We start from the raw sequence: 19,248 nt of genomic DNA on the forward strand, positions 1-19,248 counted from the left end.
GGTCAATGTGACCAGCACCACATCGGCCCCACTCGGGCTGATATATAGTTCACCCCTCGGATCCCTCTCACGACGAGTGCCCCATGCTTAACAAAGGACTGTTCCTGGCCTGCGCGCTGGCCCTGCTGAGCGCCTGCGATTCTTCCGATAAACCGGCTGCACCGCCTGCTCCAACAGTGGCGGCAGCGCCGAAACCGGCCAAGCCGGCGGTGGATGTGGCGTCGCTCAAGCAGCGTTATGCCGGCCGTGAGTTGAGCGTGGTGGATGTGTCCGAAGTCCAGTTGGACGGGGCCAGCACCTTGTCGGTGAGCTTTTCCATCCCGTTGGACCCCGAGCAGAAGTTCGCCGACAAACTCCACTTGGTGGACAGCAAGTCCGGCAAGGTCGACGGCGCCTGGGAGCTTTCCGATAACTTGATGGAGTTGCGCCTGCGCCACCTTGAGCCGCAGCGCAAGCTGGTGCTGACGGTCGACGCCGGTGTGAAGGCGGTCAACGATAACAAGCTTGCCGCCGAATACAGCGCGCGCCTGGAAACCCGCGACCTGCAAGCCACTGTTGGGTTCGCCAGCCGGGGCACCTTGCTGCCGACGCGTCTGGCTGAAGGCTTGCCGGTGATTGCGTTGAACGTCGACAAGATCGACGTCGAATTCTTCCGTATCAAGCCCGAATCCCTGCCGTCGTTTCTTGCTCAGTGGGGGCGCAATACCAGTCTGCAGAGTTACGAGTCCCGTGAATTGCTGCCGATGGCCGACCTGGTCTACGGCGGCCGCTTCGACCTGAACCCGGCGCGCAATACCCGCGAAACCTTGTTGCTGCCAATCGCCGGCCTCAAGCAGTTGCAACAGCCGGGCGTATACCTGGCGGTGATGCGCGCCTCGGGCACCTACAACTATTCGCAACCGGCCACGCTGTTCACCCTGAGTGATATCGGCCTTTCGGTGCACCGCTATGCCAACCGCCTGGATGTGTTTACCCAGGCGCTGGAAGGCGGCAAGGCGCTGGATGGCGTTGATCTCGAAGTGCTGGATGCCGAAGGCCGTGTGCTGGGCCAGGGCAAGACCGAGAAAGGCGGCCACGCTGAGTTGCCGTTGCCGAAAAAAGCCCAGGTGCTGTTGGCCAAACAAGGCGAACAAACCAGCATGCTGCGCCTGGACAGTGCCGCGCTGGACCTGGCCGAGTTCGATATCGGCGGCCAACCGGCGCACCCGCTGCAATTTTTCGTATTTGGTCCACGCGATTTATATCGCCCCGGCGAAACCGTGCTGCTCAACGCCCTGCTGCGCGACAAGGATGGCAACGCCGTCAAGCCGCAGCCGGTGAGCGTCGAGGTACGCCGCCCGGATGAGCAAGTCAGCCGCAAGTTTGTGTGGGATGCCGACGCGTCAGGCCTCTATCAATATCAACTGCAACTGGCCGGTGAGGCGCCGACCGGGCGCTGGCAATTGGTGTTCGACCTGGGCGATGGCAAGCCGCAGCTGTATGAATTCCTCGTCGAAGACTTCCTGCCCGAGCGCCTCGCGCTGGAACTCAAAGGCAGCGAAACGGCCTTGAGCCCGGCGGATAACCCGGTGATTCACGTCAATGGTCGCTACCTTTACGGTGCGCCGGCGTCGGGCAACCGCGTCAGCGGGCAGGTTTATGTGCGCCCACTGCGCGAAGCGGTCAAATCGCTGCCGGGCTATCAATTCGGCTCTGTGACCGAAGAAGAGCTGAGCCAGGATTTCGAGCTGGACGAAAGCGTACTCGACGCCAAGGGCCAGGAAGAGTTGACCCTGGAAAGCAAATGGGCCGACGTCAAATCGCCGCTGCAACTGATCGTGCAAGCCAGCCTGCAAGAGTCGGGCGGGCGGCCGATCACGCGGCGTCTGGTGCAGCCGATCTGGCCGGCCAAGCAACTGCCTGGCTTGCGCGGGTTGTTTGACGGCAAGGAAACCAACGGCGACGGCCCGGCAGAGTTCGAAGTGCTGGTGGCCAACCAGGATGGGCAAAAACTCGCCGCGCAAAACCTCAAGGTGCGCCTGGTGCGCGAGCGCCGCGACTACTACTGGAACTACTCGGAGAACGACGGCTGGAGCTATCACTTCAACGAGAAGTTCCTCAACCTCGACGAACAGACCCTGAACATCAAGGCCGGCGACACCGCCAAGGTCAGCTTCCAGGTGGAGTGGGGCCCGTACCGCGTCGAGGTCGAAGACCCGCAAACCGGGTTGGTCAGCAGCCTGCGTTTCTGGGCCGGTTACCAGGCCCAGGACAACACCGAAGGCGGCGCCGTGCGCCCGGACCAAGTCAAGCTAGCGCTGGATAAACCCGCGTACGGCGATGGCGATACCGCCACTGTCACGGTCACGCCACCGGCGGCCGGTAAGGGCTACTTGCTGGTGGAGTCCAGCGAAGGGCCGCTGTGGTGGCAGGAAATCGATGTGCCGGCCGAGGGCAAAAGCTTCGCGGTGAAGCTCGACCCGAAATGGTCGCGCCATGACCTGTACGTCAGTGCGTTGGTGATTCGCCCGGGTGAGCGCAAAGCCAATATCACCCCCAAACGTGCCGTGGGCCTGCTGCACCTGCCACTGGATCGCACCCAGCGCAAACTGGGCCTGACCCTCAGCGCGCCGGAAAAAATGCGCCCCAAACAACCGCTGACGGTGAAGATCGCCGCCAAGAATGCCGATGGCAGCGTGCCGAAACAGGTGCATGTGCTGTTGGCGGCCGTGGACGTGGGCATCCTCAATATCACCGAATACCCGACGCCGGACCCATACTCCAGCTTGTTCGGCCGAAAGGCCTATGGCGTGGACCAATTCGATATCTACGGCCAGTTGATCGAGGCCGGCCAGGGCCGTCTGGCCAGCCTGGCTTTTGGTGGTGATGCGGCGCTGGCCAAGGGTGGCAAACGCCCGGACACCAGCGTGAACATCGTTGCGTTGCAGAGCGCGCCAGTCACTTTGAATGAACAGGGCGAAGGCGAAGTCAGCGTCAATATCCCGGATTTCAACGGTGAACTGCGCTTGATGGCCCAGGCCTGGAGCGATGATCGTTATGGCATGGTCGAAGGCAAGACGGTCATCGCCGCGCCGCTGATTGCCGAGCTGTCGGCGCCGCGCTTCCTGGCCGGTGGTGACCAGACAACCCTGGCCCTGGACCTGTCCAACCTGTCGGGCAAAGCGCAGAAGCTCGACGTGCAACTGAGCGCCGAAGGGCAGCTTGAGTTGGTCAACAGCGTTGCGCAGTCCGTCGAACTCAAGCAAGGCCAGCGCACCACCTTGCGTATCCCGGTGAAAGCCTGGGGCGGCTTGGGGCAGGGCAAGGTCAAGGTCACTGTGAATGGCCTGGACCTGCCGGGTGAAAACCTGCCGCCGTTCAGCCGCGAGTGGACCCTGGGCGTACGCCCGGCCTACCCGGCATTGCTCAAGCATTACCGCGCCGTGCTCAAGGATCAGCCATGGAGCCTGCCGGCAGGCAGCTTGGATCAGTTCGATGCTTCGGGGCGTGAAGCGCTGCTGAGCCTGTCGAGTCGGCCGCCGCTGAACCTTGGTGCGCAGATCAACGCGCTTAAGGCCTACCCTTATGGTTGTTTGGAACAGACCGCCAGCGGCCTGTATCCGTCGCTGTATGCCGACGCTGCGTTGCTCAAGCGCCTGGGCGTCAAGGGCGAATCGGACAGCGAACGCAAACGTAAAATCGAGCTGGGCATTGAGCGCCTGCTGGGTATGCAACGCTACAACGGCAGCTTTGGTTTGTGGGGCGCTGATGGCGAAGAGGAATATTGGCTGACCGCCTACGTCACCGACTTCCTGCTGCGCGCCCGCGACCAGGGCTTTGCCGTGCCGCCTGAGGCGCTGAAAAAAGCCAGCGAGCGCCTGCTGCGGTATGTGCAGGAGCGCAACCTGATCGAAGTGGACTACAGCGACAACGCCGACCACACCCGCTTTGCTGTGCAGGCCTACGCCGGCATGGTGCTGGCGCGCAGTCAGCAGGCGCCATTGGGCGCGTTGCGCAGTATCTTCGAGCGCCGCAGCGAAGCGCGCTCCGGCTTGCCGTTGGTGCAGCTGTCCATCGCCCTGCAAAAAATGGGCGACCAGCCGCGTGCCGATCAAGCCTTGCTCGCAGGGCTGGCGGCGCAGCGCAATGCCAATGAGTGGCTGGCCGACTACGGCAGCCCGTTGCGCGATCAAGCGATGATCCTGGCGCTGCTCGAGGAAAATGACCTGGCCAAAGGCAAGCGCGAGGAGCGTTTGTTCACGCTGTCGGATCAGTTGGCCGCCAGCCCGTACCTCTCGACCCAGGAGCGTAATTCGCTGTTCCTGGCCGGGCGTCTTGGGTTTGCGCAGCCTGAGGCTGATTGGAAGGTGCTGCTGGATGGCAGCGGCGGTGTGCATGAGTTGAACAACCAACAGTCGACGCTGGAGCTGGAAGGCAAGTTGCTGTCCTCTGACCTGACCTTGAGTAATCAGGGCGAGGCGCCGGTGTACCAGCAACTGACGATCTCGGGCTACCCGCAAGTGCCACCGGCACCGGGCGGTGACAACCTGAGCATCCGCCGTGAGTACTTGGGCATGAACGGCCAGCCGTTGAACCTGCGTAACCTCAATAGCGGTGATCTGGTGCTGGTGCATTTGGCCGTCAGCGCCAAGCAGCGCGTGCCGGATGCCTTGGTGGTGGACTTGTTGCCGGCTGGCCTTGAGTTGGAAAACCAGAACCTGGCGCAAAGCGCGGCCAGCCTGGAAAACGCCAGCAGCCAAGTGAAGGAATGGCGCGAGTCAATGCAGAACGCGTCGCTCAAGCACCAGGAGTTCCGTGATGATCGGTATGTGGCGGCGATGAATCTGGATGGTTACGGCACTACGCACCTGTTGTATCTGGCGCGGGCGGTGACGCCGGGGACTTACCGCGTGCCGCCGCCGCAGGTGGAGTCGATGTACCGGCCGAACTGGCAGGCGGTGGGGGAGACACCGGCGGATTTGGTAATTAAGGGGCGCTGAGGTCTTTGCTTGGAATGGGGACTAAATGTGGGAGCTGGCTTGCCTGCTCCCACAGGGGATCTCTGTTGGTTGTGGGTCAGTGGACTACCCAGCTGAGGAGCCACAGGCCGAGCATCAGCCAGATCACGCCGAGGATGATCGAGGCGCGCATGAAGGCGCGAACGGCCGAGTAAAGGAAGAGCAGGCCGATGATCAGGGTGATGATGCTGATGATCGAGGTGTCCATGCCCAGTGACCGGGACATGCCTTCGACGAAGTTGCCGCCAGCATTGGACAGCATGTTGAACAGCCCACTGAAGAACTCGACGATGTAGTGGATGATCAAGCCAACTGTGTTACCCAGCCATCCGAAAAAGTCTACTTGCATAGGTGTGTCTCGATGAATAAGTGGACGAAATTGCCAGCACTGAGCCTTTTGTCGCGATGGGGCGTGGCTAGTTCCCTGAAGCATAGAGGTTTGCGGGGTTGAATTTGCGATTAGTTGTGGGCGTGGTGGGGCAGAGGTGAGTGAGGTGACTGACAAATCGCTTTCGCGAGCAAGCCCGCTCCCACATTTACTGCGCGTGGGCGTGGGTTTTGTGTTGTTGGTGATTGCGCTGTTGTGGCTGGCGGATCGTGTTTGGCCGTTGCCTTTGCCTAAGGATGATTTGGCGCGGGTGGTGTTGGCTGAGGATGGTACGCCGTTGTGGCGGTTTGCTGATGCTAATGGTGTGTGGCGTTATCCGGTGCAAACCCGTGAGGTGTCGCCGTATTACCTGGATGCGCTGCTCACCTACGAGGACCGCTGGTTTTATGAACACCCCGGTGTGAACCCGCTGGCGTTGGTGCGGGCGACCTGGCAGAACCTGACCGGCGCGCGGGTGGTGTCGGGCGGCAGCACCTTGTCGATGCAGGTGGCGCGCTTGCTCGACCCGCATTCGCGCACCTTCCACGGCAAGCTGCGCCAGCTGTGGCGCACCGCGCAGTTGGAATGGCATTTGTCCAAGGACGAGATTCTTAATCTGTACCTGAACCGCGCGCCATTCGGTGGCACGTTGCAAGGCGTGGCGGCTGCCAGTTGGGCGTATTTGGGTAAATCTCCAGCCCAACTGACCCACGCCGAAGCCGCCTTGCTCGCCGTGCTGCCCCAGGCACCGAGCCGCCTGCGCCCGGACCGCCACCCGCAGCGTGCCCAACAAGCCCGCGACAAAGTGTTGCGCCGCCTGGCCGAGTTCCAGGTGTGGCCGCAATCGGCGGTCGATGAAGCCTTGGAAGAGCCGCTGCTGCTCGCCCCACGCCTGGAGCCCAGCCTTGCGCCCTTGCTCGCCCGCCGCCTGAACCGGCCCGACAGCCCGCCGCTGATCCGCACCACCCTGGACGCCACCCTGCAACGGCGTCTTGAAGACCTGCTGCTCGGCTGGCGCGCGCGGCTGCCGGAACACACGTCCGCCGCCATTCTGGTGGTGGAAGAAGAAAGCATGGCCGTGCGCGCGTACCTCGGCTCGGTGGACATCAATGACGCCAAACGCTTCGGCCACGTGGACATGATCAGCGCACTGCGTTCGCCGGGCTCTACCTTGAAACCCTTTCTTTACGGCATGGCCCTGGACGATGGGCTGATTCACTCCGAATCGCTGTTGCAGGACGTACCGCGGCGCTATGGCGATTACCGGCCGGGCAACTTCTCCATGGGCTTCAGCGGCGCGGTGCCGGCGAGTACGGCGCTGTCCAGTTCGCTGAATTTGCCGGCGGTGCAGCTGCTGGAAGCCTATGGGCCAAAGCGGTTTGCCGCCCAAATGCGCATCGGCGGCGTGCCGTTGGCATTGCCGGCGCTGGCCGAACCGAACCTGGCGTTGATTTTGGGCGGGGCGGGCAGCCGCCTGGAAGACTTGGTCAGCGGTTACAGCGCCTTCGCCCGCGACGGCAGGAGTGCTGCTATCCGATTACAGCCGGACGATACGCTTAGAGAACGGCCTTTACTGTCGCCAGGGTCCGCCTGGATTGTGCGGCGTATCCTCAGCGGCCAGGCACGGCCCGACCGCGACCCGCGGGCCGAGCTGGTGCAGCGGCCGGTGCTGGCCTGGAAAACCGGCACCAGCTATGGCTTTCGCGATGCCTGGGCGATTGGCGTGGGGCCGCGCTACTTGATCGGCGTGTGGATCGGCCGACCTGATGGCACACCGGTGCCGGGCCAGTTCGGCCTGGCCTCGGCGGCGCCGTTGATGTTGCAGGTGCATGACGTACTGACCAACCGCGACAGCCAGCGCGGGATCAGCGCGCCCGTCAAGCCGGTGCCCGCCAATGTCGGCGTGGCGGCAATCTGCTGGCCGCTGGGCCAGCCGATGAGCCGCAGTGACCCCAATTGCCGCCGCCAGCGCTTCGCCTGGACACTGGACAACACCACGCCACCGACCTTGCAGGCGTTGGATCAGCCGTTGAGTGTGGGGTTGAAGGAAACGGTGTGGGTCAACGCCAAGGACTTGCGGGTCGACGCCCATTGCCCAGGCGCCGTGGCCAAAGACATCGCCTTGTGGCCGGCGCCGCTGGAACCCTGGCTGCCCAGGGTGGAGCGCCGTGAAGCGCGAATCCCAGTTGCTGACCCCGACTGCCCACCGCCGGCGCTGGCCGCCTCATCGCCGCTGTCCATCGTCGGTGTACGCGAAGGCGATCAACTGCGCCTGCCCGCCGCCAGCCAGCAAGCGCTGCGCCTGAAAATCTCCGCGCTGGGCGGCAGCGGCCGACGCTGGTGGTTTCTCAACGGCGCGCCGCTGGGTGACAGCGCCAACCAGGACAGCATCAACGCCAGCTTCGAACAACTGGGCCGCTACCAGCTCAGCGTCCTCGACGAAGCCGGCCAAACCGCCCGCCTCGAATTCAGCGTCATCGACTAAATGGCCATCGCAGGCAAGCCAGCTCCCACACTTCGATTTGCGAACACCTACCCAATGTGGGAGCTGGCTTGCCTGCGATGAGGCCTGTAGCAACACCCCGCATGTTGACCTGCAACCCCGTTCAAATGTGGGAGGGGGCTTGCTCCCGAAGGCAACCTCAAGGACCCCCGCCGGGATTCACTTGCCTTCATGCCTGATCCCCCCGAAGCTATACACCTTCAGGAGCCCCCGCATGAACCTCGAACACCTCACCGAACGCCTGCACCGCATCCGCGATAACAACGACTGGAAGCAGTTCCACAGCCCGAAAAACCTGGCCATGGCCGCCAGCGTGGAAATGTCCGAGCTGGTGGAAATCTTCCAATGGCTGAGCGAAGACCAATCGCGTCAGCTACCCGCCGACGCACTCGCCCACGCCGGGCAGGAAGTCGGCGATATCGTGCTGTACCTGCTGCTGTTGTGCAGTGAGTTGGGCCTGGACATGAACGAGGTGGTACGCGCCAAGCTGGCCGACAGCGAGCGGCGGTTTGCCCATGAGTGACCGTCATTTTGACCAACTGGCCACGCGCTTCGCCGAGAAAATCTACGGCGGTGCCAAAGGCGCCATTCGCCTGGCAGTGCTCCAGGCCGACCTCGTCGAAGCCCTGCCGGACCGCCCGTTGCGCGTGCTGGATATCGGCGCAGGCCTGGGGCATATGTCGCTGTGGCTGGCCGAGCGTGGCCACCAAGTCACCCTGGCCGAGCCCGCTGAGCCGATGCTCGAAGGCGCGCGCCAGCGTTTTGCCGACGCCGGGCAGACCGCGACCTTTATCCATGCACCCTGGCAAGACCTGCTCGGCCAACTCACCGAGCCTTACGACCTGGTACTGTGCCACGCGGTGCTGGAATGGCTGGCCGAACCCCATGCGATCCTGCCGGTGCTGCACCAGCTCACGGTGCCGGGTGGGTGGCTGTCGCTGGCGTTCTACAACCGCGATGCGCTGATTTACCGCAACCTGCTCAAAGGCCACTTCCGCAAAATGCGCAAGAACGACATGGCCGGCGAGAAGCAGAGCCTTACCCCGCAACAGCCGCTCGACCCGCGTGAGTTGGCGGCGCAACTCGAGGGGCTTTGGCAGGTCGAAAGCCAAAGCGGCGTGCGGGTGTTCCACGACTATATGCCGGTGGAATTCCAGGCGCGCGCGGATTTACAGGACATGTTGGAGATGGAGCTCGCTCATCGTCGTCACCCAAGCTTTGCCGGACTTGGGCGTTATTTGCACTGGATCTGCCGTCCGGTTTAAGCGGCCCAGTCTGCGGAGGTCGAAATGCGTCGTCTCTGTTTGATCCTGTTATCGGTGGGTTTGAGCGCCTGCTCCAGCCCCAATCCTTACGTGGCTACCTCGGCGCCGATGCCACCGGCGCCCGCGCAGGCGGCCAACACTTTTGATGCCAGTGCGTACCCGGCGCCGGTGCGCGACTATGGCGCCTACCGCAACTGGGCCTGGCTCAACGGACAGCTACCAGCGGGCACGGCGTGGGCCGATTCGGCACAGATTGCCGAGGCGGTCAGCGGCGCCCTCGACCAGCGCGGCTTGCGCCCTTTGCATGACAACCGTGCGCCCGACCTGCTGGTAAGCGCCGACGTGCGCCTGGAAAAACGCTTGCGCCAGGTCCAGGACGACTATGGCTACGGTTACGGCGGCTACAACCGCTATGGCAACGGCTACGGCATGTACAACACAGTGCCGGTGGTACGCACCTATGAAGTGACGGTCGCGGTGGCGCGCATCAGCTTGTTCGACGCCCGCACCCGCCAGCCCGTATGGAGCACCAGCGCCGAAACCGCCAGCCAAGGCAGCCTGAGCGAACGGGCTGATGCGTTGCGCGAGGCCATGCAGAAGGCCATGAGCGCTTATCCGCCCAGTTAGCCGCTATTCTCATCTCAGGCTCAGTTCGTCTTTTGGAGAAAAACCATGCTTCGTCGCATTGCTGCACTTGCTGTTGTTGTAGTGCTGGGCGGCTGCCAGAGCAATCAGGTCAACCACGACTTTGACGCCAGCCGCGACTTCGGCGCCTACCGCAACTGGGCTTGGAAAGACCCGGCCCTGCAATACCGCCCGGATGATCCACGCATCAAAAGTGACCTCACCGAGCAACGCATCCGCCAGACGGTGGGCGAGCAACTCGACCAACGCGGCCTGCGCCCCGCAGCGGCCGGCACCAAGGCTGACCTGAACGTGCAGGCCTACCTGATCGTCGAAGACCGCCAGCAACAAGTCACCACCAACTACGGCGGTGCCTGGGGTGGCCCATGGAACGGCTACTGGGGCGCGCCGATGTACAACGAAACGCGCAATATCACCTACAAAGTGGCGACCATCCAGGTCGACTTACTGGACGGCAAAGACGGCAAACTGGTGTGGCGCGGCAGCGACGAGCAAATAATGGCCAGCTCGCCGAACCCAGAGGACCGCAGCAACGCCATCCGCACCACCGTCACCAAAATCCTCTCCAACTACCCCCCGCACTAACCCCCCCCCAATGATCGTTCCCACGCTCCGCGTGGGAACGCATCCGAGGACGCTCCGCGTCACATCTCGCAAGGTTTAAACGTCAGGACGCGGAGCGTCCGGGGCGGCATTCCCACGCAGAGCGTGGGAACGATCAAGCCCCCTCCCACATTGGATCTCCTACAGCCTTGAATCAGCGCACTCCTCAGGCCTTGTCTACACTCAATTACACCCCAGGAGAGTAAGCGCTCGGCGACTCGCCGGCACAGGAGTGCTCGATGTCTCCCCGATTTCATTGCAAGCAGCGCGGCGCCATTGGCTTGATGGCCGCCGGCGTATTGGCGGTGGTATTGGCCTTTACCTTATTGGTGATCGACAGCGGCCGCTTGTACCTGGAAAAGCGCAAGCTGCAAGGCGTGGCAGACACCGCGGCGCTGGAGGCCGTCAGCCGCAATGGCACCTGCCTGGCGGGCCTGAGTGCGGCGGCTTTTGCCGGGCAAAGTGTGGCGCGCAATCATTTCGTGGTGGGTAACGGCAACACGCTTGTCACCCAATGTGGCTCCGTCACCACCGGCGCTTCGGGCCAGCGCACGTTCAGCGCAAACCCCGCGCTGTCGTCAGCCATCCAAGTGGTCGCCAGCAAAACCGTGACCACCAGCGTGGCCGGCGGGATCTGGTCACTATTTTCCGGCAATTCGGTCAGCCTCAACACCGTGTTGACGGCCACGGCGGTGGCGGCCAAGCCCACGGCGACCTTGGCCCAACTGAGCATCAACAGCACCTTGGCCAGCGTCGATACCGCCAGTGCGAGCCTCTTGAACGGCCTGTTCAGCGCGTTCCTTGGCGGCAACGTCAACCTGACCGTCGCCGGTTGGAACGGCTTGCTCAATACCAATATCAGCCTGCTCAGCTACCTCGATCAATTGGCGATCAACCTGGGCGTGACCGCTGGTAACTACACTCAATTGCTCAGTACCAACGTCACGGCCTCGCAGTTGGTCCAGGCTGCGATCACGGTGTTGACAAAAAATGGTGCGACGGCGGATGTATTGACAGCGTTGGGTAGCCTGAAAATCGCCGCGATCAGCTCGACACCGCTAACCCTCGGGAAAATCCTGCAATTGCAAACCGGCACAACGTCTGCGGCACTGAATGCCAATCTGCAGGTGTTCCAGCTGATCCAAGGCGTGGTGCAGTTGTCCAGTAACCAAAGCGCGGCTTCCGCGACCTTGCCTGTGAGCGTGCTCGGGCTGGCCAACATCACCACTCAGATCAAAGTGATCGAACCGCCGCAGTTGTCGGCAATCGGCGACCCGGCGCTGGCGGTGGACAACCCGTCAGGCCCCAATGGTATTTACGTGCGGACTGCCGTGTTGCGCGCCCAAGTAACGGTCAGCTTGCCGGTGCTCGGCAGTTTGTCGGGGCTGACGACGGCAGTGAATGACTTGGTGGGCCCACTGACACCGGTACTCAGCGGCCTGCTGAGCCTGAATCTGGTGACCACGATCAACTCGACCTTGTGCTTGCTGGGTGCCGGCTGCCAGCAGTTGGATCTACTGGTGTTACCAGGCAACTTGCCGCTCAGTATTGTGCTGGATGCAGGGGGCGCCAGCAGCTATGTCACCGCCTACAGCTGCCCGACGGGCAACGCAGGCACTAAAAGCATGACAGCCCACACCACCACCTCGCTGGCTTCGCTGAATGTGGGCAACATCACCCATGCTTTTTCGTCAACGCAGCCCATGTCAGTGGCGCCTATGGCGCTGGTCGATATTGGCACCAAGACCTGCCACAAAATCCTTGGCATCGGCTCGTGTGACGCCCGCGTGCCGTTTGGCGCGGGTGGTATTGCGATCCAGGTGCAAAGCAAAATCGCCGGGAGCAACAGCACTCAGGACTTGGTGTATTCCAGCACCACGCCGTTCGCCACACCACCGAATGTGGGGCTCGCGCCGACCTATCAGGCAGCGGCGCCGGCTACCAACCTGGTAAGCGGCGTTTCCACCGCACTGAACGGTGTGAGCATCACGGCTTTCCGACCTTCAGGGGGCAACCCATTGGGTATGTTGGCGCCTACTGTCGCCGCGCTTATCGGCGGCGTCAGCGCCATCGTCACACCCGTAGTGGATAACCTGCTGGCCCCGCTGCTCAACCCGATCCTCAACAACCTGCTGAACATGCTGGGCATCAGCCTGGCGAATGTGAGCGTCGGCGCCAACCTGACCTGCGGCCAGACCGGCGAAGCCTACCTGGTGATTTAAGCGTCGGTGGCCCTGGGCAGTTCCACACAAAACCGCGCGCCGTATTCGCCATTGCTGACGCTGAGGCGCCCGCCCATGTTTTCCACAATGCCGTAGCTCACCGACAGGCCCAACCCGGTGCCCACGCCAATCGGTTTGGTGGTGAAGAACGGTTCGAAAATCCGTTCGAGCAAGCGTGGGTCGATACCGCCACCGTTGTCCTCGACCCAGATGCGCACGTGACGGCTGTCGTGTTCGGTGTGCACGGCGATCCACGGACGCAGCTCCGGGTTTTTTTCGCGCTGGCCGAGCAGGGCATCGCGAGCGTTGACCATCAGGTTGATCAGCACCTGTTCGAGCTGGTCGACGTAGCCTCTGACCTGCACGGGAATGTCCGCCTGGGTCAGGCGCAGGTCCACACCTTTGCCGCGCAGGCTTTCGCTGAGCAACGACAAGGTGCCTTCGACCGCCTGCGCCGGGTCGAAGGGTTGCTGCTCGACCTCCGAACGGCGGCCGAACACGCGCATATGGTCCACCACCCGCGCCGCCCGTTGCACCTGGGCGTCGATGCGTTGGAGTTTTTCGGTGAGGTAATCGATCTGCGCGTCGCCATTGCCCAGGCGCTTGAGCACATTGACGATGGCCATGCGCATCACGTTCAGCGGTTGGTTGATCTCATGGGCGAGGCCCGTGGCCATTTCGCCCAGGGTGGCCATTTTCGCGCTTTGCGTGAGTTGCTGTTGGGAACGGCGCACTTCGGTGTTGTCGCGGCCCACCGCTTGCACCTCGACCAACGCGCCGTGTTCATCGAACACGCCACGGTCCGACCACACCCACCAGGCATGTTCGCGCCCGGGCAGTTGCAGGCTGATCTCGGCGGTGCTCACCGGGAACTCCGGCGTCAGTTGCCCGATGCGCTGCACAAACGCCTCCCGCTGTTCGGCCGACAGCCAGTTGCCCAGGTTCAGCCCACGCAGCTGTGCGGGCCGACATTCCAGGTAGTTGGCCAACGGCGTGTTGCCGAAGGTCAGGGTCAGGTCCGGGCGGTAGCGGCAGATCATCGCCGGGGAGTCTTCCACCAGGATGCGGTAACGCTCTTCGCTGTCCTTGACCTGTTGCGCGGCCAGCGTCGCGTCGGTGACGTCCAGCCACAGGCCAATCGCTTCCACCGGCACACCCAGGTCATCGCGCAGCAATTTGGCTTCATCGAGCAGCCAGTGGTAGTCGCCCTGTTTATCCTGCACACGATAACGACTGCGCACGCTGCCCTCGCGCAGCAGTTGGCGCGTGCGCTGGAAGTAGAGGTCGCGGTCGTCGGGATGCACCCATTGCACCAGGCTGTCGAGGCTGCACTCGGCAAGGGTGCGGCCCAGCAGCGGCAACAGGCTGTCACTGAAAAATACCGGCAGCAGGGCGCCGTTTACGTAGCGCTGCACGTAGATCACCGCCGGCGAGCTGGCAATCAGGTTATCCAGGCGGGCGTGCGCGGCGTCGGCTTGTACCTGCTGGTTCTTGATGTCGCTGATATCGAGCATGAAACCGACCCAGCGTCGCTGCTCACTCACGCCCAGCACTTGGCCCTGCACGCGATACCAGGTCGGCGGCTGGGCGTTGTCGCCACGGTTGAGGCGCACGCTGGCGAGCAAGGGCTTGCCGAGGGTTTGCAGGTCGCGCAGGCGGCTGTGCAGTTCCTGGCGATCGGCGGGGTGGATGAGCTCCAGCCAGGTGTCCAGGGTGTGTAGGGTGGTGGCTTGCTCCGGGCCGAGGTTGCGCATCAATTGGGGCGCGAGTTGGATCTCGCCACTGGCCGGCAACAGTTCAAACCAGCCGGTGCCCAGCAGGCCTTGCAGGGCTTCCAGGCGCTCCAGTTGTTGATGATGGCGCTGCTCGCGCAGGCGGCTGAGCAGCGGCGCGGCGAGGGCGGCGGCGAGGTTCAGCCAGTCGCGGTCGCGCATCTGCGGTTGGCCGCTGTAGGCCCCGCACAGCAGCCACGCGGCGACGCCCTGGCCATCGCGATACGGCACCAGAAAACCATCGGCATTGCCGAACACGTTGTGCAAACGCGGATGGTCCCCACGCCCGTACGGCGCCTGCAAACTCAACGGGGTGGTGCCGTTGAGGCTATCCAGGCAGGTGCCAAGGCGCTGCCCGTTGTGCCAGAACATCGGCGCGTCATGGTTGGCGTACTGGCTGTAGATTATCCAGCCCTGATCATCCTGATCGAGCAGCGCGAGGGCTACACACGGAATGCGCCAACGTTGTGCCACGCAGGCTAACTGCTCGTTTAACACTTCGGGCAGCCGGCTGAGGCTGCACACGCGCAGATGCTCACTCACCAGGCTGGCCAATTGCTGATTCTGTTCACGCTGCTCGGCAAGGTGGCGGCCGCTGAGCAAGTCGCCGATATCCACGGCATGCAGTAGCCAGCCGCTATCGTGGGCTTCAATCGTGCCGCGCGTCTGCAGGACTTGCCCGGCGACACCCTGGAAATCCAGGTCGAGGCTGTGGCGCTGCCAATCGGCAGGGACGCCCTCAACCGCCAACGCGCTGTGGGCACACAACAGGGATTGCAGGGCCGGCGAATCAGCGTATTGCGCCAGCTGTGGTCGCAGCGTGCCGCTGATGTCGAGCACGCGGCCTTGCGCGTCCAGCAACACGTGCAGTCCGGCGCAAGGCGGGGCCGGTGTGTCGACGGCCAGCGCGCTGTTGCGGCCGAGCAGGCGCCCGAAGAGTTTGTCCCCCGAGGTCAAAACTGCAGGCTCGAAGTGGCCTGCAGCGTCGTCGGCAACTGCGGCACGGTGCCGATGCCGGGCAGGATAATAAACGGCATCACCGCATGCAGATTGGCCGTGGGGTAGTTGATTTGCACTGACAGCAGGCCACCGACGAACGTGGTGCTGACTTGGCTGGCGTTGAAGTTGTACGCCGGGGGAATCCACACCAAGCGGTTGGTGACGGCGGCTTTGGCGGTGCTTTGCACGGCGGCCGGGTAGCCGGCCATGTTGGGGTCCAGCGCCACACTCAGGCGCACGGCTTCGGCGGTCGCCTGGTTGAACGACTGCAGCAGCAGCAGCGGCAGGCTATAGCTGACCATGCCGTAAAACACCGCGAAAAAAATCACGAACACAGCAATGAATTCAATCGCTGCCGCGCCTTTTTGCTTCTTCGGGAGGCTTGTTCTCATCACCGCGTCTACCCTAACGGCTACTACTTGATATCAGCATAGAATCAATCGGCAAAAAGGGATGTTTTTTACGTGATCCATGGTGCAGTGGTAGTGGTGTGGTTGGTGCTGTGTGCGGTGCAGGACGTTCGGCAGCGGCTGCTCGCCAATCGCCTGACGCTGGGCGCTGCCCTGTTGGCGTTGATGTATGTGCTGTGGACGGGCAGCACCTGGCTGGGGGCATCGGCCGGGCAGGGCCTGTTGGCGTTTATGTTGGCGCTGCTGCTGACCTTGCCGGGTTACGCCCTGGGCCGCCTGGGCGCGGGAGATGTAAAGCTGCTCGCGGCGTTGGCGTTGGCCTCGGACAGCGAGTACCTGCTGTGGTCATTCGTGGGGGCTACGGTCGCCAATGTGCTGTGGATTTTAATAGCGCCAAAACTTCTTCCGCTTATGGGTCATGGGCTTAAGCAGCGCATGGGCTATCTGGTGCCGGAGTCGTCAAAAAAACTACCGTTTGCGCCGTTCCTGCTGGTGGGATTTGCCGTCAGCTGGTTTTGGATCCACTAGTCGACACGGGGTATTAACGCTATGTACATAGTCGGAAAGTGCGTCTACGTTTAATACGTAGATGTACAGGAATATGTGTCGTAAAGGGATGGTCAATCTATTGGCTTGCAATGCATGGAGTAGCGCGTGAACAAGCTTACCTCGGCAGTAAAAGTGCTCGTTGTCGATGATCAACCGCTGATCGTGGAAGAGCTCTGTGAATTTCTTGAAAGCAGCGGCTTTCGCTGTGTCCCGTGTGAATCGAGCCTGCAGGCCTTGAAGCGTTTCAGCGAAGACGCCGAGATCGGCCTGGTGCTGTGCGACCTGCATATGCCGGACATGGACGGCATCGAGTTGGTCCAGGCCCTGCAAAAGGTCGCCGGTAAGCAACGGGCCTTTGAGGCGATCATGCTGACCGGTCGCGCCGACAAGCAGGATGTGATCAAGGCCCTGCGTGCCGGGATCGCGGACTACTACCAGAAGCCGATCAATCTCGACGAATTGCTCGAAGGCTTGCAGCGCCAGGAAGCGGCGTTGCACGAGCGTAAAAAGGACCTGCAACTGGGCAACTTAAACCAGAAGCTGCAGTTCCTTTCCGAGTCCATCAACGACCTGTACCAAGACCTCGACAAAGTGCGCAGCAGCCGGCCTGGGCCGGACGGCGCAGAACTGTCGGGCGAGGACATCGGGCCAGTGGAGATCCCGGCGATCTTCAACCAGTTGTCGCCGCGCCAATTGGATGTCGCCCGGCTGGTGGGGAAAGGGCAGACCAACTACCAAATCGCCTGTGAATTGGGTATCACTGAAAACACCGTGAAGCTCTACGTGTCGCAAGTGCTGCGCCTGACACACATGCATAACCGCACGCAGCTGGCGTTGGCGTTGTCGCCGAATAATTCCGCCTTGCGCCAGCGAGTCACGGCGCACTGATCTTGCAACAAATGTGGGAGCGGGCTTGCTCGCGAATGCAGTGTATCAGCCAGCCTATTGGGTGACTGACACACTGCATTCGCGAGCAAGCCCGCTCCCACATTAGAACTGCTGTGTGTCAGTGATAGATCAATTACTCCCTTCAGTTTTGCCCCCCACCTTCTGCTCGAAATACTCCGGAATCGGATACTTGTAGCTGTCCAGCAAACGCTGGTGAGCCTTATCGCGCTCGGCTGCCGAGGCTTTCTGTGGCGTCTTGGACGCGGCACTGCCCGTGGACTGCAGCGTCAGCCATTGCTCGGTGAGCGCCTGCTGCGGCGACGAGGGGCCGGGCTCTATGGCCATGGCGCTGAGGGGCAACACGAGCATTACCAGGCTTGCGAGATAAGGCACTTTCATCATCAATTCCTCGGGTTGCTTGCAGCATCACTGACCGTGGCAATCTGGTCTTTGGCCTTGGCGACAGGCGCGCTTGCGCCTTTGAGCTTCTCGGCGCGGGCCTGGGCTTCAGTGACTTGCTCGGGGCTCAAGCCCATCTGGCTGACCAGTTGCGCGGCCTGTTTCCAGTTGTCCTGATAGATCAGCAGCGTCACCAGGTTGACCGCCGCCAGCGGGTCGCTCTGCTTGAGTTCCATGGCGGTCATGAATTCGAAACGCGCGTCTTCCAGGCGCCGTTGGTTGAGGTACACCACGCCCAGGTCATTGCGGATTTTTTCGTCGGTGGGCGCCAGTCGGGCCGCGCGTTGCAAGTGGGCCATGGCTTGTCCGTTATCGCCCTTGGCCGAGGCGATTTGGCCCAGGCCGTGTTCGCCTTCGGCGGCCATGCAGGTGCCGATCAGGCTGCGGTACAACGGCTCGGCTTCGCTGCGCCCGAGCAGGCGATAGGCCTTGGCCTGGCGCAGGCGTACCTGGGGCAAGTTGGCCGGCAAGCTTTGCAAGTTGGCGAGGCTGGCGTGCAGCTTGCCGTCGCCGGCCATTTCATCGGCCAGGTTCAACGACAGTTCCTGCTCGGAGCTGGGTTTGGGGCAGCTGCCGGTGCCCGTAAACGCGCCCCACGGGGTTTGGCCATTGGTGGCGCAACCGCCCAGCAGCAACAGGCTCAAACCGGCTATCAAGGCTCTCATCGGGCGCTCCTCATAAGTTACTCAAGGCTCGGGTGATGCCGATAAAAGCCGGCCCCCCGAGCACGATCAGCAAGGCGGGAAACAAAAACACCATCATCACCACCGACATTTTTGCCGACATCTTCGAGACGAACTCCTGGATGCGCGTGAGGCGTCGGTCGTCGAGCAATTGCTTGAGTGACAGCAACGATTTCATCGCGCCGCCGCCTTGCTGAACCAGTTGCTGGAGGATGGTGCAGGTGTCGGTGAATTCATCCACGGCCAGCAGGCGGGCGGTCTTGCCCAGCTCCTCGCTCAGTTCAAGGCCGGAGTCGACCCGTGTCAGGATCAGGCGCAATTCAAAGGTCAGCGCCGGCAGCAAGCGTTGCGCTTCAATGCTTAACACGCGCAGCGCTTGTTCAACCGCCATGCCGGACTCGAACAGGATGCGCAGCAGCGGAATGAAGGTCGACACCTCGCGGGAGATGCGTTGCTGGCGCGCCGTGGCGGCCCTGGCGAGGATGCGCTTAGGCAACAGATAGCCGATGCCCAGCGCCAGCAAAGGCGCCAGCCACGGCGAGCCTGCGTTAGGAAACAGAAACCCCTGGGCCACCAAGGTAATGACCAACAGCAACAACGGCGTACCGACCTGGAAGGCTGCAAACATCGAGCGCTGGTTGGCTTTACGCCAGCCGACCCGGTTGAGCAGGATCTGGGTTTCGTTGTCCAGGCTCACCGAGCGTTGCGCGAGCGGGCTGCTGCCCAGTTGCCGCATCAGCGTGCCGAACGTGTGTTCGCGGGCCATCTGGCCCTGCAGGCGTTGGGCAACCAGGCGCTGGCCGCGCCGGTGTTTCATCAGGTTGGCCAGCACCAACCCCAGGGCGGCGATGAACAGTACAGCGCTGATCAGCAGTGCAATAGCCAT

Annotated in this window: 15 protein-coding genes; 9 read left to right on the forward strand and 6 right to left on the reverse strand. The window is 62.5% G+C overall.

What is annotated here, in order from left to right; genetic code table 11:
* Positions 1-83 precede the first annotated feature (83 nt).
* Complete coding sequence (locus ACA065_RS03185; protein WP_497693282.1) at positions 84-4,979, forward strand: alpha-2-macroglobulin family protein; 4,896 nt, start codon at positions 84-86, stop codon at positions 4,977-4,979.
* Positions 4,980-5,055: 76 nt separating this feature from the next.
* Here ACA065_RS03185 and ACA065_RS03190 read toward each other — a convergent pair whose 3' ends face one another.
* Positions 5,056-5,346, reverse strand: coding sequence for a hypothetical protein (locus tag ACA065_RS03190; RefSeq protein WP_448653133.1), 291 nt, complete (start codon positions 5,344-5,346; stop codon positions 5,056-5,058).
* A 211-nt stretch (positions 5,347-5,557) separates the two neighbouring features.
* Between ACA065_RS03190 and pbpC the strand changes: the two genes are divergently transcribed.
* From pbpC to ACA065_RS03220, 6 genes are all read left to right on the forward strand, one after another.
* Positions 5,558-7,849 carry a peptidoglycan glycosyltransferase PbpC gene (gene pbpC, locus ACA065_RS03195; protein WP_497695292.1) on the forward strand — a complete coding sequence of 764 codons (2,292 nt, stop codon included), beginning with the start codon at positions 5,558-5,560 and terminating at the stop codon, positions 7,847-7,849.
* A gap of 232 nt (positions 7,850-8,081) precedes the next feature.
* Positions 8,082-8,390, forward strand: coding sequence for a MazG-like family protein (locus ACA065_RS03200; RefSeq protein ID WP_497693283.1), 309 nt, complete (start codon positions 8,082-8,084; stop codon positions 8,388-8,390).
* Positions 8,383-9,132, forward strand: coding sequence for a methyltransferase (locus tag ACA065_RS03205; RefSeq protein ID WP_497693284.1), 750 nt, complete (start codon positions 8,383-8,385; stop codon positions 9,130-9,132). Before ACA065_RS03200 ends, ACA065_RS03205 begins: the two co-directional genes overlap by 8 nt.
* A gap of 24 nt (positions 9,133-9,156) precedes the next feature.
* Entirely contained in the window at positions 9,157-9,759 is a 603-nt protein-coding gene (locus tag ACA065_RS03210) for a DUF4136 domain-containing protein (RefSeq protein WP_497693285.1), read from the forward strand.
* A gap of 45 nt (positions 9,760-9,804) precedes the next feature.
* On the forward strand, positions 9,805-10,362 hold the full coding sequence (locus tag ACA065_RS03215) for a DUF4136 domain-containing protein (protein WP_497693286.1): 558 nt from the start codon (positions 9,805-9,807) through the stop codon (positions 10,360-10,362).
* Between the two features lie 257 nt (positions 10,363-10,619).
* Positions 10,620-12,602: a pilus assembly protein TadG-related protein gene (locus ACA065_RS03220; RefSeq protein ID WP_497693287.1), complete on the forward strand. Its 1,983-nt coding sequence runs from the start codon at positions 10,620-10,622 to the stop codon at positions 12,600-12,602.
* On the opposite strand, the gene ACA065_RS03225 is transcribed toward ACA065_RS03220, so the two are convergent.
* Positions 12,599-15,331 (reverse strand): ATP-binding protein, encoded by a 2,733-nt coding sequence (locus ACA065_RS03225; protein ID WP_497693288.1) that lies wholly within the window; start codon positions 15,329-15,331, stop codon positions 12,599-12,601. The two genes, ACA065_RS03220 and ACA065_RS03225, sit on opposite strands and share 4 nt — an antisense overlap.
* Positions 15,328-15,765 carry a TadE/TadG family type IV pilus assembly protein gene (locus tag ACA065_RS03230; RefSeq protein ID WP_497693289.1) on the reverse strand — a complete coding sequence of 146 codons (438 nt, stop codon included), beginning with the start codon at positions 15,763-15,765 and terminating at the stop codon, positions 15,328-15,330. Before ACA065_RS03230 ends, ACA065_RS03225 begins: the two co-directional genes overlap by 4 nt.
* Before the next feature lie 72 nt (positions 15,766-15,837).
* Between ACA065_RS03230 and ACA065_RS03235 the strand changes: the two genes are divergently transcribed.
* Both ACA065_RS03235 and ACA065_RS03240 read left to right on the forward strand, forming a co-directional pair.
* Positions 15,838-16,311 carry a prepilin peptidase gene (locus ACA065_RS03235; protein ID WP_497693290.1) on the forward strand — a complete coding sequence of 158 codons (474 nt, stop codon included), beginning with the start codon at positions 15,838-15,840 and terminating at the stop codon, positions 16,309-16,311.
* 126 nt (positions 16,312-16,437) lie between these two features.
* Positions 16,438-17,220 (forward strand): response regulator transcription factor, encoded by a 783-nt coding sequence (locus tag ACA065_RS03240; RefSeq protein WP_497693291.1) that lies wholly within the window; start codon positions 16,438-16,440, stop codon positions 17,218-17,220.
* Positions 17,221-17,349: 129 nt separating this feature from the next.
* On the opposite strand, the gene ACA065_RS03245 is transcribed toward ACA065_RS03240, so the two are convergent.
* Genes ACA065_RS03245 through ACA065_RS03255 form a run of 3 tightly spaced genes read right to left on the reverse strand, consistent with a single transcriptional unit; the run spans position 17,350 to position 19,248 of the window.
* The gene (locus ACA065_RS03245; RefSeq protein WP_497693292.1) at positions 17,350-17,619 is read right to left on the reverse strand and encodes a DUF3613 domain-containing protein; all 270 of its coding nucleotides are present in this window, start codon (positions 17,617-17,619) and stop codon (positions 17,350-17,352) included.
* Positions 17,620-17,621: 2 nt separating this feature from the next.
* The gene (locus ACA065_RS03250; RefSeq protein ID WP_497693293.1) at positions 17,622-18,344 is read right to left on the reverse strand and encodes a tetratricopeptide repeat protein; all 723 of its coding nucleotides are present in this window, start codon (positions 18,342-18,344) and stop codon (positions 17,622-17,624) included.
* A gap of 10 nt (positions 18,345-18,354) precedes the next feature.
* Entirely contained in the window at positions 18,355-19,248 is an 894-nt protein-coding gene (locus tag ACA065_RS03255) for a type II secretion system F family protein (protein ID WP_497693294.1), read from the reverse strand.

The organism is Pseudomonas sp. LBUM1640, from assembly GCF_059716225.1.